Annotated in this window: 20 protein-coding genes; 7 read left to right on the top strand and 13 right to left on the bottom strand. The window is 66.6% G+C overall.

Annotation, left to right across the window (positions count from 1 at the left end; genetic code table 11):
- The first annotated feature begins 35 nt into the window (after positions 1-35).
- A complete protein-coding gene (locus BKA23_RS01215; protein ID WP_211841557.1) occupies positions 36-1,934 on the top strand; it encodes a potassium transporter Kup in 1,899 nt (632 codons plus the stop codon).
- 3 nt (positions 1,935-1,937) lie between these two features.
- Here BKA23_RS01215 and BKA23_RS01210 read toward each other — a convergent pair whose 3' ends face one another.
- Both BKA23_RS01210 and BKA23_RS01205 read right to left on the bottom strand, forming a co-directional pair.
- A complete protein-coding gene (locus BKA23_RS01210; protein WP_145224778.1) occupies positions 1,938-3,644 on the bottom strand; it encodes an MFS transporter in 1,707 nt (568 codons plus the stop codon).
- A gap of 85 nt (positions 3,645-3,729) precedes the next feature.
- Positions 3,730-4,434, bottom strand: coding sequence for an LppX_LprAFG lipoprotein (locus BKA23_RS01205; protein WP_170226322.1), 705 nt, complete (start codon positions 4,432-4,434; stop codon positions 3,730-3,732).
- 113 nt (positions 4,435-4,547) lie between these two features.
- Between BKA23_RS01205 and BKA23_RS01200 the strand changes: the two genes are divergently transcribed.
- Both BKA23_RS01200 and BKA23_RS01195 read left to right on the top strand, forming a co-directional pair.
- Entirely contained in the window at positions 4,548-5,402 is an 855-nt protein-coding gene (locus BKA23_RS01200) for an alpha/beta fold hydrolase (RefSeq protein WP_170226321.1), read from the top strand.
- Positions 5,399-6,625, top strand: coding sequence for an AGE family epimerase/isomerase (locus tag BKA23_RS01195; protein WP_145224772.1), 1,227 nt, complete (start codon positions 5,399-5,401; stop codon positions 6,623-6,625). The genes BKA23_RS01200 and BKA23_RS01195 overlap by 4 nt, the downstream gene beginning before the upstream one ends.
- Before the next feature lie 70 nt (positions 6,626-6,695).
- Here BKA23_RS01195 and BKA23_RS01190 read toward each other — a convergent pair whose 3' ends face one another.
- From BKA23_RS01190 to clpB, 3 genes are all read right to left on the bottom strand, one after another.
- Positions 6,696-7,682 carry a zeta toxin family protein gene (locus BKA23_RS01190; protein ID WP_145224770.1) on the bottom strand — a complete coding sequence of 329 codons (987 nt, stop codon included), beginning with the start codon at positions 7,680-7,682 and terminating at the stop codon, positions 6,696-6,698.
- Positions 7,679-7,966, bottom strand: coding sequence for a hypothetical protein (locus BKA23_RS01185; RefSeq protein ID WP_145224768.1), 288 nt, complete (start codon positions 7,964-7,966; stop codon positions 7,679-7,681). The genes BKA23_RS01190 and BKA23_RS01185 overlap by 4 nt, the downstream gene beginning before the upstream one ends.
- A gap of 178 nt (positions 7,967-8,144) precedes the next feature.
- Complete coding sequence (clpB, locus tag BKA23_RS01180) at positions 8,145-10,718, bottom strand: ATP-dependent chaperone ClpB (protein WP_145224766.1); 2,574 nt, start codon at positions 10,716-10,718, stop codon at positions 8,145-8,147.
- A 189-nt stretch (positions 10,719-10,907) separates the two neighbouring features.
- Here clpB and BKA23_RS01175 point away from each other — a divergent pair, with 189 nt between their 5' ends.
- Positions 10,908-12,035 carry a serine hydrolase domain-containing protein gene (locus tag BKA23_RS01175; protein WP_145224764.1) on the top strand — a complete coding sequence of 376 codons (1,128 nt, stop codon included), beginning with the start codon at positions 10,908-10,910 and terminating at the stop codon, positions 12,033-12,035.
- A 19-nt stretch (positions 12,036-12,054) separates the two neighbouring features.
- Here the strand turns inward: BKA23_RS01175 and BKA23_RS01170 are convergent, their stop codons facing one another.
- Positions 12,055-12,552, bottom strand: a complete 498-nt coding sequence (locus BKA23_RS01170; protein ID WP_145224762.1) for an FBP domain-containing protein — start codon at positions 12,550-12,552, stop codon at positions 12,055-12,057.
- A 352-nt stretch (positions 12,553-12,904) separates the two neighbouring features.
- On the opposite strand from BKA23_RS01170, the gene BKA23_RS01165 reads away from it, so the two are divergent.
- Positions 12,905-13,369, top strand: coding sequence for an SRPBCC family protein (locus BKA23_RS01165; protein ID WP_145224760.1), 465 nt, complete (start codon positions 12,905-12,907; stop codon positions 13,367-13,369).
- Between the two features lie 80 nt (positions 13,370-13,449).
- Here the strand turns inward: BKA23_RS01165 and BKA23_RS01160 are convergent, their stop codons facing one another.
- Complete coding sequence (locus tag BKA23_RS01160) at positions 13,450-13,839, bottom strand: hypothetical protein (RefSeq protein WP_145224758.1); 390 nt, start codon at positions 13,837-13,839, stop codon at positions 13,450-13,452.
- Between the two features lie 81 nt (positions 13,840-13,920).
- On the opposite strand from BKA23_RS01160, the gene BKA23_RS01155 reads away from it, so the two are divergent.
- Positions 13,921-14,862, top strand: coding sequence for a LysR family transcriptional regulator (locus tag BKA23_RS01155; RefSeq protein WP_145224757.1), 942 nt, complete (start codon positions 13,921-13,923; stop codon positions 14,860-14,862).
- On the opposite strand, the gene BKA23_RS01150 is transcribed toward BKA23_RS01155, so the two are convergent.
- Both BKA23_RS01150 and BKA23_RS01145 read right to left on the bottom strand, forming a co-directional pair.
- The gene (locus BKA23_RS01150; RefSeq protein ID WP_145224755.1) at positions 14,817-15,824 is read right to left on the bottom strand and encodes a GNAT family N-acetyltransferase; all 1,008 of its coding nucleotides are present in this window, start codon (positions 15,822-15,824) and stop codon (positions 14,817-14,819) included. The two genes, BKA23_RS01155 and BKA23_RS01150, sit on opposite strands and share 46 nt — an antisense overlap.
- 75 nt (positions 15,825-15,899) lie before the next feature.
- Entirely contained in the window at positions 15,900-16,169 is a 270-nt protein-coding gene (locus tag BKA23_RS01145) for a ribonuclease E inhibitor RraB (RefSeq protein WP_145224753.1), read from the bottom strand.
- Positions 16,170-16,290: 121 nt separating this feature from the next.
- On the opposite strand from BKA23_RS01145, the gene BKA23_RS01140 reads away from it, so the two are divergent.
- On the top strand, positions 16,291-17,133 hold the full coding sequence (locus BKA23_RS01140) for an SGNH/GDSL hydrolase family protein (protein WP_145224751.1): 843 nt from the start codon (positions 16,291-16,293) through the stop codon (positions 17,131-17,133).
- Positions 17,134-17,194: 61 nt separating this feature from the next.
- Here BKA23_RS01140 and BKA23_RS01135 read toward each other — a convergent pair whose 3' ends face one another.
- The 4 genes from BKA23_RS01135 to dnaK form a co-directional block, all read right to left on the bottom strand.
- Positions 17,195-17,623 carry a heat shock protein transcriptional repressor HspR gene (locus BKA23_RS01135; RefSeq protein ID WP_145228052.1) on the bottom strand — a complete coding sequence of 143 codons (429 nt, stop codon included), beginning with the start codon at positions 17,621-17,623 and terminating at the stop codon, positions 17,195-17,197.
- Between the two features lie 2 nt (positions 17,624-17,625).
- Positions 17,626-18,642, bottom strand: coding sequence for a DnaJ C-terminal domain-containing protein (locus BKA23_RS01130; protein ID WP_145224749.1), 1,017 nt, complete (start codon positions 18,640-18,642; stop codon positions 17,626-17,628).
- Between the two features lie 78 nt (positions 18,643-18,720).
- Positions 18,721-19,377 (bottom strand): nucleotide exchange factor GrpE, encoded by a 657-nt coding sequence (locus BKA23_RS01125; RefSeq protein ID WP_145224747.1) that lies wholly within the window; start codon positions 19,375-19,377, stop codon positions 18,721-18,723.
- Positions 19,374-21,248: a molecular chaperone DnaK gene (dnaK, locus tag BKA23_RS01120; protein ID WP_145224745.1), complete on the bottom strand. Its 1,875-nt coding sequence runs from the start codon at positions 21,246-21,248 to the stop codon at positions 19,374-19,376. The genes BKA23_RS01125 and dnaK overlap by 4 nt, the downstream gene beginning before the upstream one ends.
- Positions 21,249-21,959 lie beyond the last annotated feature (711 nt).

Genomic DNA, 21,959 nt, shown 5'->3' with positions numbered 1-21,959 from the left:
GGTCAACATCCAGACAGCGTGCCTACGGTCGAGAGGTGAGCACATCGGGGACGCGTGGCGCTGCCACCGCATCACTCACGATCGCCGCACTCGGCGTCGTCTTCGGCGACATCGGCACCAGCCCGCTGTATGCCCTCCAGACGGCCTTCTCCGTCGACAACGACGCGGTCCACCCGACGCGCGGCGACGTCTTCGGCATCGTGTCGCTGGTCATCTGGTCGCTGCTGCTGATCGTGACCTTCAAATACGTCATGTCAGTCATGCACGCCGACAACGACGGCGAGGGCGGAGTCTTCGCGCTCGCGACACTGGTGCGTCGGCATGCCGGATCACGGCGACGGCTCGCGGCATTCGCCATGGGGCTGGGCGTGCTGGGCGTCTCGCTCTTCTTCGGCGACAGCGTCATCACGCCGGCGATCTCGGTGATGTCGGCCGTCGAAGGCACCAAGGTCGCCGATCCGAGCCTGCCGAACATCGTGGTGCCGGTCTCTGCCGCGATCCTCATCGTGCTGTTCGCCGCCCAACGATTCGGCACCGCAAGGGTGGCGCGGTTGTTCGGCCCGGCGATGCTGGTGTGGTTCGTGATGGTGGCCGTGCTCGGGGTGCCGCAGATCGTGCAGCATCCGGAGGTGCTCGAGGCACTGTCACCGACATACGGAATTGCTTTTGTCGTAACGCATTTCGGCACCGCCTTCGTCGCGATGGGCGCGATCGTGCTCGCCATCACCGGAGCCGAGGCGCTGTATGCCGATCTCGGCCACTTCGGCCGAGCGCCGATCCGGGCTGCGTGGTTGTTCGTGGTCCTCCCGTCGCTCGCGCTGAGCTATCTGGGCCAAGCCGGGCTGGTGCTGCACGACCGCAGCGCCATCGCGAATCCGTTCTTCGCGATGGCCCCGTCGTGGGCGCGGATCCCGGTCGTGGTGGTCGCGACGGTCGCGACGGTCATCGCGTCCCAGGCCGTGATCACCGGGGCCTACTCCGTTGCGAAGCAGGCAATCATGCTCAACTTCCTGCCACGGTTGCGCATTGCGCACACATCAACGCAGGAGAGCGGCCAGATCTACATCGGCGCCGTCAATCTGGTGCTGTTCATCTGCGTGCTGACCGTCGTGCTGACGTTCCGCTCGTCGGCGGCGCTGGCGACGGCATACGGCGTGGCCGTCACGGGGACCTTCGTGCTGACCTCGACGCTGTTCCTGCTGCTGGCGCGCCTGCACCTGCAGTGGCCCTGGTGGCGGCTGGTCGTGTTCGCGGTGCTGGTGTTGCCGTTGGAGGTGGGCTTCTTCAGCGCCAACCTGACCAAGATCGTGAGCGGCGGTTGGCTGCCGCTGCTCATCGCGGCGGCTCTGGTCACGGTGATGACGGTCTGGTGGCACGGCGCACGCATCGTCACCGACAAGCGCACCCGCGACGAGGGCAACCTCAGCGACTTCCTGGTGTCGTTGCGCAAGCAACAGCCGACGCGGGTGCCCGGCCTGGTGATCTATCCACACACCAACAGCACGACGGCCCCGTTGGCACTGCGCACCAACCTCGAGCTCAACCACTGCCTGCAGGAGCAGGTGCTCATCGTGCGGGTGATCTTCGAGGAGGTGCCCTTCGTCTCGGCCGAGGACCGCGCCAGCATCGAGGCGTTGTGTGACGACATCGAGGGCTTGTCGCAGGTGACGTTGCGCTACGGATTCCGTGACGTCGTCGATCTGCCGCGTGCGCTGCGTCAGGTCCAGCTGCCCGAACGCAGGCGTGGCCGCAAGATCAGCCATGCGACATACGTGCTTTCTCGCATTCGGCTGCATCGCGGCCGGCACGGGCTGCTCGGACCGGTCCGGGGCCGGTTGTTCATCGGGCTGTCGCGGCTGTCGGACACACCGACCCGCAGCTTCCACCTGCCGGACACGTCGACGGTCGAGATAGCCACCGAGATCACGATCTGAGGGTCATACGGGTCGAGTGGCCCCACGAGATGTATGACGCCCGAGGGTGATTGCGACCACCGCCGCGATCAAGGTCACGATCCCTGCGCCGAGGAAGACCGTCTGCACCTGCAAGACCCCGGCAGCGGTGATCTGCGCGCCGGTCGGATCGGTCAGCGACTGCACCTTGGCATAGAAGCGGTGCAGCCCGATGGCGGTGAGCAGTGCCAGCCCGACGACCATTCCGATCATCCGGGCGACCACCACCAGTGAGGACACGACGCCGTGTGCGGACGGCGGGGCGTCGTGCAAGGCAGCGTCGTTGACCGGTGCGATTGCCAGACCGACTCCAAATCCCACCACGACGAGCACGACGGTCGGCGCCAGCCACGACTTCAGCTCGGGGCTGCCCCACGTCGACATGTGGAACAGTCCGAGCGCGCTGATCAACAGACCGGGCGCGGCGACCATGCCTGGGGCGGCTTTGCGAAGCAGGGCGCCTCCGACGAGAGCACCGACCGGCACTGCGACCAGGAACCGCACCAGCACCAGTGCGGCGGTCGTCTGCGAGTCGGTCACCGTCAGGCGCGCCAGCACCGATATGTCGACCACGATCGCCACGATCGCCGTGCCGACGCACAGTGACACCAGCAGCGCCGGACGCACTCGTCCGGTGACCACTCCTTTGGCGATGAGCGGGTCGGCCAAGGCTCGGTGGCGCCACAGATAGAGCACACATGCGAGAGCGGCGACCGGCAGCAGCCAGTAGCCCATCGGGCCGACGACCTGCGTCTCGGGATTGCTGGCGGCGAAGGTCAACACCAGCGCTCCGAGCGCGGCCGCGATCAGAATCGCGCCGATGACGTCGATCCGCCGTGCGACCGGCCACCAGTAGCGCACCGACAAAGTCAGCAGCACCACCAGTGCGCACAGCCCCCAGACGCCGATGGGCGTCGCGAGACGCGCAGTGCTGTCGCCATACGGGACGAACGGGCCACCCCACTGGATCGAGGTCGTGAGGAAGTCCGGCGCCCAGAGGGCGAGGCCGAGCAGGGCCACGGTCGCGAGCGCCACAACTGCCGTGAGTGCGCTCCACCAGCGCGGAACCCTCGCGGCGACACGGGGTGCTGCCGTCGCACCGCGCCCGATCACCGTGATCACCACCGCGAGCAGCACACCCGCAATCGCGTTGACCCAGAAGATCATTCGCCAGTCGGCCACCGCCAGGATCAGCGCGCCGAGCAAGGGGCCGAGCACACTGCCGACCTCTTGCACGGCGCCGACGACACCGAGCGCGGTGCCCCGGCGGCCCGCCGGCCACAGCTCGGCCACCAGCGCGAGCGTCGCGGGGACCAGGCCGCCGCCGCCCACTCCTTGCAGGAACCGGCCGGTCACCATCACGGACAAGTCGACCGAGAGAGCGGTGACCGATGAGCCGATCACGAACAACAGCAGGCATCCGACGAGCACCCGCTGGCGCGAGACGATGTCGGTGAGCCGTCCGGTGAGCGGTAGCACGGCGATGTAACCGAGCAGGAACCCGGAGATGATCGGGGTGGCACGTTGCAGGGCGTCGATGCCCAGGCCGACGCCCTGCATCATGTCCTGCAGCGCGAGCACCACGACATAGGTGTCGGCGGCCGCGAGCGCGACCGCAACCGAGGCTGTCGCGAGCAGCGCCCGCGGGCGGTGGGTGCCAGATTGCTGGACGTCTGCCGGCACGCTCGTCATCCTCCCGGGTTCGAATACCGACCGATGGTGCCGGTGCAGCGCGGAGCTGCTCGATCTGTGTATGCCGTCAGTGCGGCGCGGCGCGCTACGGCGCCGTGACGACGACCTTTTCGCCGTAGTTGGTGAGCGTGATGGTGTACGTCGTGTCGGCGGTGCCCGAGTAGAACGCGCCGTCGATCGTGGCAGTGCGCAGTTGTCCGCCACCGGTGATCTCATAGTCGACCTGGTAGGTCGCCTCCGGGTTGCCGATCGCCAGAACGAGCTTCAGCGCCTGACCCGACAGCGACCCGGTCACCTGCTGGACGATGTCCTTGCCGTCGCGCTTCTTGGCGCCGAAGGTCGGGTTCTGTGTCTGGGTCAGCAGCGAGGAGAACCCGCCATTGCTCGACAGCAGCACCGAGGGATCAGGCGCGCCATACGTGCTCGGGTTGATGACCTGCATGCTCGTGGACAGCGGCGTCTTGGCCCACACCTTGCCGCCGGTCGCGATGACCGGCACGTTGAGCGTGGCACCGAGCACCTGCAGCGTGATGGTGCCCTTGAAGTCCGGGGCATGGGAGCCGTCGCCCTCACCACCGAGCAGATTGCCCGACTTGGGCACATTCGCCGACGTGAGCTTGATGTGCACGCCGGAGGTGTTGTTGAGCGTCGTCTGCGCCGTCTGCAGCAACTGTTGCGGGCTCTGCCCGGCCGCCGACGAGGCGGTCGCCGACTTCCCTCCGCCGCTGCAGCCGGTCAGGGCGGCGGCTGTGAAAGTGAGCACCGTGACAGCGGTGAGGGTTCGTCGCATGCAGGGAAACCTATCTGGTGGACGCCGTCGCGGACCGTTCTCGGTGTCTGACGCCGCCGCGCGCCGTCCGGTTCCACGCGGGCGCGAACACAACGGGTGTAGATATGGGCAGTATGACGGGACTGCGCCTGCACACGGTGACCACTGACGACGGGGCACGCCTTGCGGCATACGTGCGCGAACCGGCGACGGAATCGACGACGAGCAAGCCGAGGACGATCGTGCTGGCGCACGGGTGGTTGCTGAGCCACCGGTCCTGGCTGCCGGTGGTCGATCTGTTGCCCGACGACGTGCGGGTCGTGCTGTGGGATCAGCGCGGTCACGGCGACTCGACGTTGGCTCATGGGGGCCGGAAGGTCGGTGACGAATCCGTTCGGCGGCTCGGTCACGACCTGCAGACGGTGATCGATCAGCTGCTGCCGGCAGACTCGCGCTTCGTGCTCGGTGGGCACTCGATGGGCGGTATGACGGTGCTGGCGTATGCCGGGGTGGCACCAGAACAAGTGGCCACGCGAGTGGAGCGGGTGCTGCTGGTCTCGACAGCGGCGGGCGGTCTGCGGGGAACCGGACGCCCGGGCGAGGAGGCGTTCATGCGCACACTTCGCCACGTGCCGCTACGACTGGGGCGCTCCATGACGCTGAAGGGCCAGCGCAAGACAGCCTTCGGCAAGCAGCCACGTGACGAGGACGTGCGCGCGGCGACGGCGATCGTGCGAGGCACCCGGGCGAATGTCTTTGCTGCGTATTACCAGGCGCTGATGGCCCACGACGAGGTCGCCTCGCTGGCGGCGTTGCGTGATCTTGCGGTCGAGGTGATCGTCGGCAGCCGCGACAAGCTGACCCCGCCGGTGCTGGCGCGACGGCTGGGCGAAGAGTTACCGGACGCACATGTGACGGTGCTGCCCGACAAGGGGCACATGCTGCTGTGGGAGGCGCCCGAGGTGCTTGCGCAGGAGTTGCAGCGATGAGCGCGCAGGTGACGGCGACCGTGCGGACGGCGATGCGCGTGGAGGCGGAGCGGCTGCTCGACCTCACGCGCCGGGCGCAGGTGGAGCGCGGTTTCGGCTGGCTCGGCGACGACGGTGAGATCGTCTCGCGGCCGTTGGAGTTGTGGATCAACTGCCGTATGACGCATGTCGCCGCGTTGGGGTTGTTGTCCGGGAGGGAAGAATTCGCTGCCGTCCTCGACCACGGAATTGCCACGCTGACAACACATTTCGCGGATGATGTCAACGGTGGCTGGTTTGCGGCGATCGACGCAGACACCGGAGCGGCGGTCGATTCGAGCAAGCAGGCCTACGCACATGCCTTCGTGCTGCTCGCGGCAAGCAGTGCCGTCGCGGCCGGCCGGCCGGGGGCCAGGGCGCTGCTGGACGACGCCCGCCGGGTGCACGAGGAGCACTTCTGGGATGCCGCCGAAGGCCTTGTGCACGAGCGGTTTTCGGCCGACTGGTCGGACGAGGAGGCCTACCGTGGCGTCAACGCGGCGATGCACACGGTGGAGGCATTCCTCGCCGTCGCCGACGTCACCGGCGACGGGTCGTACCTCGACCGCGCGGCCGCGGTGACCCGGCGCGTCGCTTCGTGGGCGGCTGCTCGCGACTGGCGCATTCCGGAGCACTTCGATGCCATCTGGCAGCCGTTGCCGGACTACAACCGCGAGGCCCCCGCCGACCCCTTTCGGCCGTATGGCGCAACCGTCGGACACGCCCTCGAATGGGCGCGCCTTGCGCTGTCTGTCGATGCCGCGTATCGGATCGCCGATGCGTCATACGTCGGGGAATTCACCGGCGCCGCAATACAGTTGGCGACTCGTGCGATCGTCGACGGGTGGGGAGTCGATGGCGCGGACGGCTTCGTCTACACGACCGACTGGTCGGGCAAGCCGGTCGTGCACGCGCGCATGCACTGGGTGGCGTGCGAAGCCATCGCAGCGGCATACGCACTCGGCGTCGTAACGGGCGAGCAGCAGTGGTTCACCGCCGCCGAGCAGTGGTGGGCCTACGCCGTCGAACATCTCATCGACCGCGAATCCGGCTCGTGGCGGCACGAACTCGACGAACACAATGGACCGGCATCGGTGACCTGGCAGGGCCGACCGGACACTTATCACGCTTTGCAGATGTGCCTGCTCGTCGGTGACGGCCTGCCATTGTCACCGACCTTCGCGACCGCTCTCGCGCGTCGCTGAGACGCACAGATGAATTTCACGCAGCTGGCTTCGCGGCGCACCGATCGAGCTAAGGGCCGTGCGTACCCGATCACAGACCCTGGGGACCTCGCCGCTCACGGTCGCTCTCCCGCCGCAGTTGATTGCCAATGTGTGGTGCTTGCTCGAGCACCGGACCTGGACGGTGCGTCGAGGAGGAGTTGCCTGTGGTGGCAAGGATGTATGAACGTGCCCGCTCCAACTGACGCCAACTACGCTCGACCTGATCGTCATGGCGAATCTCCCGCAGCACAGCCATGTCGCGAAAGGTACGATCCAGCTGGTCATACAGCTGCAGCCAGATGCCACGCTCGACCGACGCCAAAGGCCGACGATGCTCCTCAAGCACGGCGTGAGCAGCGTTGCGGCCGCGCTCGACCGATGCTGGTCGGTGAAGATCGAGCACCACGCTGCCATCACGCCTCATGACGGTCACTTGGTCGACGTCTTGACTCTCACCAAGGGCACGGACTGTCCTAGGCATACCGCTCAAGGCAGCATCGTGGGCAGCCACAGGGGTCCAGCGCCCGTCACGGTCGTTCTCAATCGCGCTGACGTACCGGTCGACCGTCGAAATCAGCGATTGCACGGGCTGAACAGCAACGACAACGGCGTGCACGTAGAACCCCGCTTGGTGAAACTCACCAGCGGTGGCAGTCACCAGCTCCGAGTCGCGGAAGGTTCCTTCGATCGTGACGCTGATCTTTTCCCGTTGGGCGTGGTTGACCGCCGCCGCAACCATCGGTCCGGAGACCTCCTGCGTCACCGCTGGCATCCGCAACGGGTCCAGTCGAACCAGCCGCTTGTAATCAGGATGAAACTGGCGGTAGTCATCGCCCTCAAGAACAGTCAGACGCTCGGTCGGGTGCAGCTGTGCAGACCGTGCAGCGGCCGCCGTCTTGCCAGCCCCTGGCTGACCACCGACCAAGACCACCACCGGCGAGGGTGAGGACCTCGCGCCATCAAAGATCCGATCCCGGACCCTGCGTTCCCACCGATCCCGCAACCACTGCGGATCCGGATGGAACAGTTCACTCATCGAAGCCCGTGCTGCTCATCGAGCCGTCGACACTCACTCCCCCACCGGCACACCGCGGCGATCACCGCCTCACGATCATCTGGGTGCAATTCGCGGCGCTCTCGGCGCAGTTGCAGATCGGCGGCTCTCCACTGCTCGGCTTCACTCTCCGACCCGGCGTGATCCTCCAGCCAGACATACGTGCCACCAAGCTCGGTCGCGGCCTGACTGGCCACATCGAACAGCACAGAGGTTTCAAGCTCCTCAAGCTTGCGGATCGATGCTGGAATCTGAAGATTCGTCATCCCGTATACCTCCTATGAGATATCAATCTTATCATCGGCGGCCGTAGACGAATAGGAGTGAGGGTTTCGGCCACACATTCCGGTCAGTGTTGGCGACTCGCCGATCGCTTGCAAAGGCATACCGCCGGTGCGGTTCAACTGAACCGCACCGGCGAGATGCCCTGCTGCACAACTCTTTTCAGCGCAGGGTCAAGCCCGCGCCGTCGGGGTCCTTGTCGACGATGACCGCCTGACCGTCGCGCACGGTGCCACCGAGCAGCGCCATCGCGAGTCGGTCGCCGACCTCCTTCTGCACCAGTCGGCGCAGCGGACGAGCACCGTATGCCGGGTCATAACCCTCATCGGCCAGCCACTGCTTCGCGGCGGCGGTGACATCCAGGGTGATCCGGCGTTCGGCCAGCCGCATCGCCAGCGCCTGCACCTGCAGGTCGACGATGTGCTCGAGTTCGTCCTTGGCCAGCGGCTCGAAGATGACGACCTCGTCGAGCCGGTTGAGGAACTCCGGCTTGAAGGTCTGCCGCACCACCGCCATGACCTGCTCCTGCTTGTGCTCCTGCGAGAGGGTGGGATCGATCAGGAACTGTGAGCCCAGGTTGCTGGTCATGATGAGGATGACGTTGCGGAAATCGACCGTGCGGCCCTGCCCGTCGGTCAGCCGGCCGTCGTCGAGCACCTGCAGCAGGATGTCGAAGGTCTCCGGGTGTGCCTTCTCGACCTCGTCGAGCAGCACGACGCAGTAGGGCCGGCGACGCACGGCCTCGGTCAGCTGGCCGCCCTCCTCGTAACCGACGTAGCCGGGCGGGGAGCCGATCAGTCGGGCGACGGCGTGCCGCTCGGAGTATTCGGACATGTCGATGCGCACCATGGCGCGCTCGTCGTCGAACAGGAAGTCCGCCAGCGACTTGGCCAGCTCGGTCTTGCCGACACCGGTCGGGCCGAGGAACAGGAACGACCCCGTGGGGCGATCCGGGTCGGCGACACCGGCACGCGAACGTCGCACTGCATCGGACACCGCCTGCACCGCGGCTTTCTGACCGATCAGTCGCGCGGCGAGGTGGTCCTCCATCCGCAGCAGCTTCTCGGTCTCACCCTCCAGCAGTCGGCCGGCAGGTATGCCGGTCCACGACGAGATGACATCGGCGATGTCGTCGGCGCCGACCTCGTCCTTGACCATCGGGCCCTCGCCAGAGGCGCCCGCCGTCGATGAGGTGGCCTCCGCGGCCTGGGCCTCGTCGAGCTGCTTCTCCAAAGCCGGCAGGTCACCGAAGCGGATCTTCGAAGCTCCGCCCAGGTCACCGTCACGCTCCAATCGGTCTGCCTGTGTGCGGAGTTCGTCGATCTGCGCCTTCAACTCGCCGACCTTGTTGAGGCCGGCCTTCTCCGACTCCCAGCGCGCGTTGAGCGCAGCGAGCTCGTCCTGCTTGTCGGCGAGGTCGGCGCGCAGCCTCTCGAGCCGCTCACGGGAGGCGTCGTCGGTCTCGCCCTCGAGGTGCAACTCCTCCATCTTGAGACGGTCGACGACGCGTCGCAGCTGGTCGATCTCGACCGGTGACGAGTCGATCTCCATGCGCAGCCGGGATGCCGCCTCGTCGATGAGGTCGATCGCCTTGTCCGGCAACTGTCGTGAGGTGATGTAGCGGTCCGACAACGAAGCCGCAGCGACCAGAGCCGAATCCGCGATCGCGACCTTGTGGTGCGCCTCGTAACGCTCCTTGAGACCGCGCAGGATCGCGATGGTGTCCTCGACGGAAGGCTCTCCGACATACACCTGCTGGAAGCGTCGCTCGAGCGCCGGATCCTTCTCGATGTGCTCGCGATACTCGTCAAGCGTCGTCGCGCCGACCAGGCGCAGCTCGCCGCGTGCCAGCATCGGCTTGAGCATGTTGCCGGCATCCATCGCGGAGTCGCCGGTGGCTCCGGCGCCGACGACGGTGTGCAGCTCGTCGATGAAGGTGATGACCTGCCCGCCGGAGCCCTTGATCTCCTCCAGCACCGCCTTGAGGCGCTCTTCGAACTCACCGCGGAACTTCGCCCCGGCGACCATCGCGCCGAGGTCGAGGCTCACCAAACGCTTGTCCCGCAACGATTCCGGGACGTCGCCGGCCACGATGCGTTGCGCGAGGCCCTCGACGACGGCGGTTTTGCCGACGCCGGGCTCGCCGATCAGCACGGGGTTGTTCTTGGTGCGGCGCGACAACACCTGCACGACCCGGCGGATCTCGGAGTCACGACCGATGACCGGGTCGAGCTTGCCCTCACGCGCGATGGCGGTCAGGTCGGTGCCGTATTTCTCGAGCGCGTCGAAGGTGCCCTCGGGCTCGGCGCTGGTGACCTTGGCGCCGCCGCGCGCCTGCGGGATCGCGGCTGCCACCGCGTCGGCGTCAAGGCCGAAGTCGCCGGTGCGTGCGAGCGCGAGCAGCAGGTGGTCGGTCGACACGAAGGTGTCGCCCATCGCGGCCATCGCCTGACGCGCCTGCTCAAGCACGTTGGCGAAGGCGCGTGACATCGTCGGCTGCGCGACGGCATTGCCGTGCGCGGCCGGCAGCCCGCGAAGCGCCTGCTCGGCGGTCTGGCGCACACCGGCAACCGACGTGCCGACAGCCTCCAGCAGCGGCGCGGTCGTCGTGTCGGTCTGCTCAGTCAGCGCGAGCAGCAGGTGAGCCGGTTCGACCTGCGGATTGCCCGCGGTCGTTGCATGTTGCACGGCAGTCGAAATGGCTTCCTGCGCCTTGGTGGTCAGCTGCAGATCCACGTTGAGTGAACTCCTTCAATTCCGGAAAATGTCTGTCCTGTATGCCGATCCGCGCCGCCCCGGATGGGTCGTCCGGCGAGGCGGCGGGCCCGGCATACATCTCGATATGTTCAACGCCGTCAAAGTTGAGTCTATTCCGCTCAAGTTAGTCGTTGGTCGGTCTGATCCGCCAGGATCACCGTAGGCCGCATGATCTGCGTTTCCAGGGGAGGTTCCGCGATGTTGTCGGCGTTGCAAACCACGGGCACCGTGATCGGTGATGCGCTGGGCGTAGCAGCGCTGTGCGCCGTCGTCCGATGGGTGGTGGGCCAACTCAGCCGGGCAAGTCACACGACCGGCGTAGCGACCGGTGACCCACAACTGGCCGCGGCACTCGACGAGGCTGTAAGAGGTCACCACACCCGATCGGTGGCGGCCGCGGTCGTCACCACGGACGCGCCCCCGCGCTTCTGTTACATCGACGCCGACGCGGACACGAGCTTCGAAATCGGTTCGTTGTCAAAGGCGTTGACCGGATTGCTGGTGGCCGATCGCCTCCCTGCGCTGGATCTTGCCGAGGACACACCGCTGAGCGCACTCGATCCGGAGTGCGAGGGCGCGCTCGGCACCATCACCGTGCAGCAACTCGCCACGCACACCTCCGGCCTGCCGAAGTTGCCGCGATCACCACTGGTCTTCGGGCAGTCGCTGGCGTTCACGGCGTTCGGCACGAACCCGTATGCCGGCTCCACGATCCGCGGCCTTCGGCGTGCCGCAGCGCGGGCAGCCCGCCGTGCCACGCCGGGTCGCTTCGACTACTCCAACCTGGGAGCCGCCGCGCTCGGTCAGGCGATCGCGCACGCCGACAACCGCACGTATGCCGACAGCCTCGCCACCCACATCCTCGGACCGTTGCAGATGACCCGGACGACGGTGAACCCGCCGCGCGGCGGCGTGCACGCCGGCTGGACTCGCGACGGAAGGCAGACCTGGCCGTGGCGCCTGGGCGGCTACGCGCCCGCCGGCGGCGTCGTGTCGACGATCACCGACATGGCCCGACTCGCGCAGAGCGTGCTCGGCCGGACCGCGCCGGGGCAGATGGCATTGCAGGAACGCCATCGCACCTCGGAGCAGTCCGGCATCGGGCTGTTCTGGATGCTGAAAACCGTCGACGGGCAACACATTCACTGGCACAACGGCGAGACCGGCGGATACTCGTCATACCTCGGGGTGAACATCGACCGCGGGCGGGCTGTCGTGGTGTTGGCGTCCGTCGCCGACTCAGCGCGTCAACAGCAGATCGCCGACGCGCTGATTCGAACATCTCAGAACGACTGAATGCCGAGCAATTGCAGCGCTACTGGAACAACTGCTCGACGAATCGCCGTGATCGCTTCTGCACGCTCGCGATCCTGCGGTCGACGACGAGTTGCCGCGCCGCCGGATCATTGCTGCCGACCTCGGTGGCGCTCGGCATACGTCTCGCGTTGCGTGAGCACTCGAAATGCGTGCAGATGAGCGTGCCGACGGTGTTGCCCTGACGGCCTTCCGCACCGGCCCGGCGAGCGACATACAACGTCACGTCGTCGGTCGCCGTCACGTCCTGACACCACGCGCACATCGCCCGCGCGCGACGGCCCGCAGTGCCCGGTGCACGCAGCATCATGCCGGTGAGCCCGCGGTCGAGTTCGATCACGACGTATGCCGCAAGGGGTCGTTTGACGTCCACCCACCCGAGATAGTCGAGGCGATCCCAGCGGACAGCCGCCAGGTCGGGGATGCTTGCCTGGGTGATCTCGCGCTTGGTGGCGTTGACCAGGCTGGCGCGAATCTGTTGTTCGGTCAGAGGATTCATAAATCTGAGCTCCATCGGGGGGTCGGGCGGTGCAGCGTCAGCGGACGCGCCGCCTGAAGAAAATGGGTATGGCGAAGCGACGACGCCGACCGCACCCACATGTCGAGCTGGGTTCAGTTGACGCCGCGGAGCACCGGCACGAAGCAGGCCGAATCGGCCACCCCGCAACCCGCGCGTGCGCGCTGTCCCATGACGTTCCGTCACTTCCGATGGATTCGCCGCACAAACCGGCGGCGGACATGCACGATATCTCGCGATCGTGTCCGCCGCCGCCGACTTTCGCCGCACCGACGCGCTGGCCGGCCCCTTCGGGTGGTTGTCCGTCGGCACCCGAAAGGCGAGGGTGGAGGGTATGAGTGACGACAAGAAGATCACTGTGTCCCGCACCATCGACGCGCCGGCGGCTGAGATTTTCGACGTGCTGACCAATCCCGACAAGCACGTGGCGCTCGACGGTTCCGGCTTCGTGCGCAGCACGGACAAGGCCCAGCGCATCCAGCAGGTGGGTGATGTGTTCACCATGAACATGGCGGGCGACCACATGGGCGGCGAATACCAGACCGACAACCATGTGACCGGCTATGCGAAGGACAAACTGCTCGCCTGGCAGACCGCGCCTGCCGGCACTCAGCCGCCCGGGTGGGAGTGGGTGTGGGAGCTCGAACCGCAGGGCCCGGACTCCACGCTGGTCACGCAGACCTACGACTGGAGCAAGGTCACCGACAAGGATCTGCTGGCCAAGGGCCTGTTTCCGCTCCTGAGCGCCGACGACATGGAAGACACCCTGGGCAAACTGGCCGAGGCTGTGGCGTCCTGACGCAGACTCGCTTTGTTCGACGAAGGGCGGTTGCGACCACATCGGTCGCAACCGCCCTTGGCGTTTACCCGGACCCGGCCTCACCGGCGCTGCAGACGCAATTCGCGTTCGATCGATAGCTCGGCTTCCAACAGATGGCACGCGCACCAGCCTCCGGTGGTGACCGGGCCACGACGGCCATGCCCGGGCGGCGTACTTCCATGCAGCACCATGCCGCATTCGCCCGGCACCCAGTGAGCGTGCTCCCATGTCCACGGCTCACGCATGATGGCCAGTCGCTCCTGAGCCTCACGGTGATCGCGCCACATCGCGGCGAAGCGCAGCGCGAACATCCGCACAGCCCGCAGCAGCGATCCGCGGACACGGATTCGTGTTGTCGACATGGCGCGAGATGCGTTCAGGTCAGCGGTGATTCGTGTCAGGTCGCGGTCGGTGGGGTCTGGGCTGGCGAAGCCGTGTGCGGTGGTCATGAGTCGACTATCCAGCGAAATATACGGAAGCACCAGCGAATGTTTCTGCATCATCATTCAGTTGTGCTTTATGGTTGATGCATGCTCGATGTTCATCGCCTTCGCGTCTTCCGGTCCGTCGTCGCCAGTGGTTCGGTGCAAGCCGCCGCCACCCATCTGGGGTACACACCGTCGGCAGTCAGCCAGCACATCACCCAGTTGCAACGCGAGACCGGCCTGACCCTGTTCGAGAAAGTCGGTCGCGGCATCGCGCCGACAGCAGCCGGCAGGCTCCTTGCGTCCGAGAGCGACCAGGCGATCGACGCGCTCGCGCGGCTCGACGGGCGAGTCAGGGACCTACGCGACGGACGCACCACCAGCTTGTCCATCTCGTGCTTCGCCTCCGCGGGCGAGGAATGGGTCCCCATCGTCGCGCGCCAGCTGCTCGCCGAATTTCCAGAACTCCACCTGGCGATCGACCTCAACGAGATCGCGCCACAGGTGGGGCACCCCAATGTGGATGTCGAGATCATCACCGAGGACCCTGCCGAATCGCCACACGCGCCCAAGGGATACACCCGCGTCGAGCTGACGACAGAGCCGTACTACGTCGTGATGCAGGTGGGCCACCGACTGGCAGATCACGACACTGTGTCGATGGCCGAGCTTGCCGACGAGACCTGGGTCGACGAGAGCAACCCGGCACAGACCTGCGGCGAGATTCAGCGGCAGGCAGTCCGTAGCGCCGGCATCACTCCACACTTCGCCGCTCGCTGCCAGGACCACCACACCGCCATCGCACTGGCTGATGCGGGATTGGGTGTCACCCTCGTCCCCGCGCTCACGCTCGGCGCGCTCACTGCGGGGACCTGCGCGAAGCTGGTCACCGACCCCACGCCACGACGCCGGATCGCACTGTTGGTGCGCGATGCCGTCAGCACGAATCCGGCCGCGCAGCGCACCGTCGAGTTGCTGCAGGAGGTCGCAACCCAGTCCGCTCAGATGTCCCGCACCCAGGTCACCAGCCGCTCCACCAGCTCGTAGCCGAGTGTCACGTTGATGGCGACCATGTAGGAGTTGTCGTCGGCATTGCAGGTCCGGACGAACCGGCGACCTGGGTAATTCCGTTGCAAATACTGCAGATTCGCGACCTTGACCGCCAGACCGAGCCGGTGGCCGCGATGGTCGCGGTGCACGTAGGTGCCGATCTGTGATGCTGAAACTGTCTCACCGGGCGGCAGGATGATGTCGGACTGCGCCACCACTGCCCAGCTCGTCTCGTGAATTGCCAGGGCTGACAGTCGGATGCAGCCCTGTCGCTCCTCGCGCTCGTAGTTGTGTCGCAACCGCTCCGGAGTCACCTGCTCCGGTTCAAAGTCGATCTCGCCCGACGGAGAGTCCACCGCCAGCAGGCTCATCAACTGTGCGAGATCGGGCAGGAGTGCCTCGGGAACTCCCCCGGCATACGTCTCGATCCGGTAGCCCGGGCTGTATGCCGCAGCCGCCTGCGCACCAAGGTGATCGAGCCGCCGCTGGGCCACCGGCAACGGCAGATGACGCGTCGCTTCGATCCAGCCAGGGCGAAACCCTACTGCCGCCGCGAAGGCGTCGTACGGGTGTGGCCGGTCGCCTTCGACCGGGACGTAGGCATCGACCATGAGGCACGAACGCCGGTGCTGCCGACCGAGTTCGGTTGCGGCGCCGATCAATTCGCGGCCGACGCCGTGACGGCGAACGGCAGGATCGACGTCGAGGTCGACATACAGCTTGTCGAGGTTGTCACCGGTGGGGATGAAAGCGAGCAGAGTTCCGCGGCAACTGCCATCGGCTCCGAATGAACCGAGCAACACTTCTCGCTCTTCGTCATCGACAGTGCGCCGACCGACCAGCCAGGCGTCATACGGCATCGCCTCGAACCACGGTCGGTCGAGCGACTTGGCCGCGACGCCCACCTCGAAGACCTGGCGCATGGCGTCGTCGTCCATCGGATCGATCGTTCGAATCACCGGCCCACCGTAGGTCGGCGGCCACGCCCGCGGCCATCGAATTAACCGCCCGGCACGTGCCGGGCCGGCGGCTTCTCAGCGCAACGAGGTCGTGGCACCCTCGTCGAGCCAGCCGTCATACTTCTCGGCCAGCGCAGCCAGCCGTGGCGAAAGTGCCCGCGCGTCCTCGGTCGACGCGTCGACGGCTGCCACCACATGCACCACCCAGTCGACGTCTTCGGCATCGTCTTCTCCGGCCAGCGATTCAGACACGACCCGGACCGACTCGAAGGCATCCTCGGACAACGTTTCGGCGACCGCCTCCGCATCGTCGCGGTCGTGGAACACCAGCAGGAACTCGGTCACCGCCCCACTGTGCCACGATGCCCGCGGTCATCGAGCGACGGCTACGGTCCTCACGCATGTCGTCTGCCGGTCACCGGATGTTGGCAGTCCCGCCACTCGAGCGGCCTACGTTCTGGTGGCGATGGGTGGACGTTTCGTGGCGATCGGTGACTCGTTCACCGAAGGTGTCGGCGACCCGAATCTGTTGTACCCCAACGGTGTCCGAGGCTGGGCAGACCGTGTGGCGCGACAACTTGGCCGGGCCGACAGCGACTGGGAGTACGCCAATCTGGCCATCCGCTCCAAACTGCTCGACGAGGTGGCCGCGGAGCAGATCGATGCGGCGATCGCGCTGGCTCCGACGCATGTGTCTTTCTACGCCGGCGGCAACGACATCATCGCGCTTCGCGTCGACATGGCCGCGGTGATGCGCCGCTATGAGCTCGCACTGCGCCGACTCGCGAGCAGTGGCGCGCAGCTGGTCCTGTTCACCGCGTTCGACCCGACTGCGGCTCCGGTGTGGGAACCTGTGCGCCGACGACTGGCGTTCTTCAACGGATGTGTGCGCGACCTGGCCCGCGACACAGGTGCCGTGCTGATCGACCACGCGCTTTACGAGGACTTCCGCGACCGCCGCATGTGGAGCGCTGACCGCATCCACATGTCCAAGGCGGGGCACAAACGGATGGCGGCGCACGTGCTGCAGCAACTCGGAATCCCCCACAGTCTCAAGGTGGTCGAGTTGCCGCCGTACCACCCGCGTCCGTGGCGGCGGGCGTTGCGCGAGGAGACGTTGTGGTTGCGCGATGAGGTGGTGCCGCTCCTGAGACGGCGGATCAGCGGGGTGCGCGAGGGAGACTCGCTGGCTCCCAAGTGGCCGCAGCCGGTGCACCCTGCAGACGGCATGAAGCGTCTCGCTCGCGAGCAATCCGGCGACGCGATGCGGGTGCACGCGGACGCGGAGTCAGCCCGATCGGCCACGTGAGGAACGTGCGCTCCACGACCGCTGGTTTCGGGTGACGGCCGCGCCGGGGAAACCGGCCGCGTCAGGATCGCGGGGCCGGCCGCCACACGACCAGCGAGGTGCCCGACGTGGCGCGGGCAGGGCGCTGACCGGGTCGCAGCGCCACGATCTGTCCGTCGGGTCCGGCTGCGAACACACGGTTTTGGGCGATGGCGCGTGCGGAGTCGAGTTGGGCGGTGAGCTCGGCGACGTGATCCCGCAGGCGCTGCACCTCCGACTCCAACTCAAGAATGCGCTGTATGCCGGCGAGGGAGACACCCTCCTCCTGCGACAGCCGCTGCACCTCGCGCAGCATCTGCACGTCGCGGGCCGAGTAGCGCCGTCCGCCGCCGCGGGTGCGTGACGGCGTCACGAGCCCGAGGCGGTCGTACTGGCGCAGCGTCTGCGCGTGCAGCCCTGCCAACTCGGCGGCAACCGAGATGACATAGACCGGCAGATCTTCGGATTGCATTGTCACTGCTGCGCTTTCGCGAAAAGCTGGGCGCGCGGGTCGATGTCATTCTCCTGCTGCTGCAGTGCTTCGACAGCGGCCTTTGCTTCGTCGGTCAGTCGCTGTGGCACCACGATCTGCACGGTCGCGATGAGGTCGCCGGCACCCGACTTCGCCTGGATGCCGCGGCCCTTGACTCGCAGCTTGCGGCCGGACGGCGTGCCGGGCGCGATCTTCACCTTGACGCTGGATCCGTCGATGGTGGGCACCGCGACCGTCGCGCCCAGCGCCGCCTCGGCAAAGGTCACCGGCAGGTCGACGGTGAGATTGTTGCCGTCCCTGCCGAAGACCGGGTGCGAGCCGACGCTGATGTGCAACATGAGGTCGCCCGCCGGTCCGCCGTTGCGCGATGGCTGTCCCTTGCCGCGCAGGCGGATCGTCTGACCGTCCTTGACACCGGCGGGAATTCGCGTCTTGATCGTCTGTCCGTCGGCGGACTGCAGCGACACGGTCTCACCCTCGACCGCGGAGCGGAAGGTCAGTGTCGTGCGAGCGTCGACATTCGCGCCCGCTGCGGGTGCCGAGTAACCACCGCGCGACTGCGAGCCGAACGGCGACCCACCGCCATACCCTCCGCCGAACTGACCGAGGATGTCGTCGAGGTTGATCGACTGGCCGCCACCGCCGGTGGAGAAGCGGACGTTCTGTCCGCCGCCACCGCCGCCGAACATCGAGCCGAACAGGTCCTCGAAGCCGCCGGCGGTGCCAGCACCGGGACCGCCGGCAGTGAATCGTGCACCGCCGCCGACCATCTGACGCAGCTGGTCGTACTCCTGGCGCTGCTCCTCGTTGGACAACACGGAGTTCGCCTCACCGATGTCCTTGAACTTCTGCTCGGCTGCAGCATCGCCGGGGTTCTGATCCGGGTGCCACTTGCGGGCAAGCTTGCGGTAGGCCTTCTTGATGTCGGCCTGCGAGGCATCCTGGGGGACCCCGAGGATCGCGTAGAAATCCTTCTCGAGCCAATCCTGACTAGCCATTCACACTCCTTGAAAGTTGCTGCATCGAGCGGCGGTTACGGGCGCTGCCGTCGCCGCCGCTCGATGCTGAAGGCTGGCTCAGGACGGATCCGCGACGGCGACGCGAGCCGGTCGGATGACGCGGTCGCCGATGCGATAGCCCGGTTGCATCACTTGCACGATCGTGGTGGCGGTGGCGCCCTCGGGCACCTCCGCCTCGATGTGCATCAATGCCTCGTGGTGTGCCGGGTCGAAGGCTTCGCCGACCTCGCCGAAGGTCTCCAATCCCTGCTTGTTCAGCGTGGATTCGAGCTTGTCGGCAATCTTCTCGAAGGGCGTGCCTTCGAGATCGGCGTGCTGGCGGGACAGGTGGATGTCGTCCAGCACGGGCAGCAGCGCCTCGAGCACACGTGCGACGGCAGCATCGCGCTGCACCTCACGGTCGCGGTCGACACGCTTCTTGTAGTTGACGTACTCCGCCTGCAGTCGCTGCAGGTCCGCGAGGCGGTCCGCGGCGAGCGCCGTGTCGGGGTGCACGTCGGAACCTGTGACAGCTGCGCCCGCGGCCTCGTCGGCACCAACTGCTGCGTCATCCGTCGACGCATCGGCGGTCGCGGACTGCTGTGCTGTCGTTCCGGATTCGCGCACTGCTCCAGTCTCCGGGTCGAGGCGGCGCTTGTCACGGATCACCGGACCGGTGGGCTCCTCCTCCTCGAAGGAGGAGCCCACCTGCGGACCCTTGGTGGGGTCGGTCACTTGGTGTCACCCTCGTCGTCGACGACCTCGGCGTCCACCACGTCGTCGTCAGCCGAGGCTGCTCCGGCCTCGGGTGCCGGAGTCTCAGCACCGTCGGCGGGCGCGGCTTCGGACTGCGATGCGGCATACATGGCGGCACCCATCTTCTGGGAGACCTCGTTGACCTTGGAGGTCTTGGCCGAGATGTCTTCGGCGGAGACGTTCTCGTCCTTGAGCGCGGCCTTGAGGTCGTTGTTGGCCTCTTCGACCTCGGCCTTGGTGTCGGCCGGGATCTTGTCCGCGTTGTCGGCGAGGAACTTCTCGGTGGAGTAGACCAGTTGCTCGGCGGTGTTGCGGGCCTCGGTCTCCTCACGACGCTTCTTGTCCTCGGCGGCGTGCTCCTCGGCCTCGCGCACCATGCGCTCGATGTCTTCCTTCGGCAGCGCGGAGCCACCGGAGATCGTCATCGACTGCTCCTTGTTGGTGCCGCGGTCCTTGGCGGACACGTGCACGATGCCGTTGGCGTCGATGTCGAAGGTGACCTCGATCTGCGGCACACCGCGCGGGGCGGGGGCGATGCCGGACAGCTCGAAGTTGCCGAGCGGCTTGTTCGCCTTGGCGATCTCGCGCTCACCCTGGAAGACCTGGATCTCCACCGACGGCTGGTTGTCCTCGGCGGTCGAGAAGACCTCCGAACGCTTCGTCGGGATCGCGGTGTTGCGCTCGATCAGCTTGGTGAACAGACCGCCCTTGGTCTCGATACCGAGGCTCAGCGGGGTCACGTCGATGAGCAGCACGTCCTTGCGCTCACCCTTGAGCACACCGGCCTGCAGCGCGGCGCCGACGGCCACGACCTCATCGGGGTTGACGCCCTTGTTGGGCTCCTTGCCGGTGAGTTCCTTGACGACCTCGGCGACGGCCGGCATACGGGTCGAACCACCGACGAGCACCACGTGGTCGATGTCGCCGACCTTGACACCGGCGTCCTTGATCACGTTGTTGAACGGAGCCTTGGTGCGCTCCAGCAGGTCCTTGGTCATCTGCTCGAACTGCGCGCGGGTGATCGTCTCGTCCAGGTGGATCGGGCCGTTCTCGCCCATGCTGAGGTACTGCAAGCTGATGTTGGTGCTGGTGGAGGAGGACAGTTCCTTCTTCGCCTGCTCAGCGGCGTCGCGCAGACGCTGCATGGCGATCTTGTCCTTGGCCAGGTCGACGCCGGTGGTGTTCTTCACCGTCGTGAGCAGGTGGTCGACGATGCGGCTGTCCCAGTCGTCACCACCGAGCTTGTTGTCACCACTGGTCGCGCGGACCTGGATGGTCGAGAAACCGTCCTCGTCCTTGCCCACCTCGAGCAGCGAGACGTCGAAGGTGCCGCCACCGAGGTCGAAGACGAGGATGAGCTCGTCCTCCTTGCCCTTGTCCAGGCCGTAGGCCAGCGCCGCAGCAGTCGGCTCGTTGATGATGCGCAGGACGTTCAGGCCCGCGATCTCGCCGGCCTCCTTGGTTGCCTGACGCTCGGCGTCGTCGAAGTATGCCGGGACGGTGATCACCGCGTCGGTGACGTCCTCACCCAGGTAGGCCTCCGCGTCGCGCTTGAGCTTCTGCAGGATGCGGGCGCTGACTTCCTGGGGGGTGTACTTCTTGCCGTCGATCTCCTGGCTCCAGTCGGTGCCCATGTGGCGCTTGACCGAGCGGATGGTGCGGTCGACGTTGGTGACGGCTTGGCGCTTGGCGATCTCGCCGACCAGGACGTCGCCGTTCTTGGCAAACGCCACGACGGACGGCGTGGTGCGGCCGCCCTCGGCGTTGGCGATGATTTCGGGGTCGTTGCCCTCGAGGACAGCGACGGCTGAGTTGGTGGTGCCGAGGTCGATGCCTACCGCACGTGCCATATCGAAATGCTCCTTGCAGTTGATGATTCGTTCTGTATGCCGCAACGTCGCGTCGCGCGCAGTCGCCCGCGCCCTACGGCGTCCTTGACTGCACCCGACTCAACTCCTGCGGCGGTCGTGGTGTCAAATCGCGACTCCGCAAACTTGCGTCTATATGACTCAACCTTGCTTGGGCGTCGGATGTTCCGCGTTTGCGAGGCCAATTTCGGCGACGTCGACGGGCGCGGGCTGGCCACTCGCGATTGGCCGGGCGCTACTCCCCATGCACCCCACGACTGGCACCCACGACTGGCACCGATGAGCCCTCGCACCACGCCAGTGGCACCCGCGAGCCCTCGCACCACGCCAGTGGCACCCGCGAGCCCTCGCACCACGCGAATGGCACCCGCGAGCCCTCGCACCACGCGAATGGCACGAAATAGCCCTCGGCAGCACGATGCGGGTCAGTTACGCGCCACTCGCAGCCACCACGGGCACATACGCGCCACTCGCGAGTGCCGCCACCCCAACCAACACGCGACTGCCGCGCACGACCCCTCGCACCACGCCAGTGTCACGAAATAGCCATCGCACCACGCCAGTGTCACGAAATAGCCATCGCGCCGCGCGAATGGCACGAAATGGCCCTGGGCAGCACGATGCGGGTCAGTCACGTGACACTCGCAGCCACCACGGGCACATACGCGCCACTCGCGATTGGCCCGGCACTAC

This window comes from Rudaeicoccus suwonensis (assembly GCF_007829035.1).
Classification (GTDB): domain Bacteria; phylum Actinomycetota; class Actinomycetes; order Actinomycetales; family Dermatophilaceae; genus Rudaeicoccus; species Rudaeicoccus suwonensis.
The sequence above is the reverse complement of the archived record's forward strand: the minus strand, read 5'-3'. Positions and strand labels throughout refer to the sequence as shown.